This is a genomic window from Dyadobacter sp., assembly GCF_051859145.1.
In the GTDB taxonomy this organism is placed as follows: Bacteria; Bacteroidota; Bacteroidia; order Cytophagales; family Spirosomataceae; genus Dyadobacter.
Genome location: NZ_JBHYGF010000558.1, coordinates 1 through 1,136 on the forward strand (window position 1 = coordinate 1; position 1,136 = coordinate 1,136).

General features: G+C 54.6%; 1 pseudogene. It reads left to right on the forward strand.

Annotation, left to right across the window (positions count from 1 at the left end):
• A pseudogene (locus tag ACTIE6_RS24105) lies at positions 1-1,136 on the forward strand (gliding motility-associated C-terminal domain-containing protein); the annotation flags it as partial.

Genomic DNA, 1,136 nt, shown 5'->3' on the forward strand with positions numbered 1-1,136 from the left:
CATTTCGTACAGCTACCGTCTGGTGGTCATTTTCCCAAGGCCGGGCACCACTGGTTCTGAGCCGGGAAGCCTGGTGGGTGGGGGCGAAAGTGTCGCTTCCGACGAGTTCTGCCTCAAACTGCCTTTGCTCATGCCGGTTATAACCAATGTCACTGTTGATTCTACCAGCGAGACAAGGGGCGTGATCACTGTTAAATGGACCAAACCTGCTGCTGTTTCAGGACCGGCACAGTACCGCCTTTACCGCGCGGTGGGACAAAGCGGGACTGCTTTTACATTGGCTGCTACCATTAATGTAAACACAGCGCCAGGCGCGGCAGATACCATCTTTGTGGACCGCGGACTTAATACTTTGGTCAACCCTTACAACTACAAGCTCGAATACTGGACTACCCAGGGCGGACAGCTCGTCAAGTTCGATGAGACCAAAACTGCCAGCAGCGTACGCCTCGAACAGGGCGCGGCTGAGCCGGGCAAGATCCGCGTCAACTGGTCGGCGCTCGTGCCTTGGGACAATACTAACCGCGTGCACAGGATTTACCGCGAAGACAAAACCAAGCCAGGTACCTTCAACCGCATTGCAGACTGGAAAGTGGATGGTACAGGAACGTTTACTTTTGTTGATGACGGCGTAGACAGGTATGCTGCCGACGGGACAAATAGTATAACCATCAACAATGATTCAACTTACTGCTACAAAGTCGAGACCGTAGGCTCTTACAACAACAGCCAGATCAGGCCCGCTGTACTTTACAACTTCTCGCAGATACTGTGCGTGTCTTCTTCGGACACTACCAAGCCCTGCCCGCCTGTGCTGGTCCTCGACCCGCTCAACTGTGATTCGCTCCAGGCACACCCGGATGCATTCTGCGACTCGCCCACATTTACCAACCACCTCTCGTGGACCTATCCACAGCAGGCTGACGGGAAAGAATGCGATGCAGCTGTGACTGCTTACAGGGTCTACTACGCGCGTTACGAAGATGAAACACCTGCCCTGATTGCAACAGTTACTATCCCGCCTGCCCCGCTGGCAACCGAGTACGACCATACCGGCCTTACTTCCTTTGCGGGCTGCTACTATGTGACGGCTGTCAACAGGTTTGGGGCCGAAAGCGCACCGAGCAACACGGTTT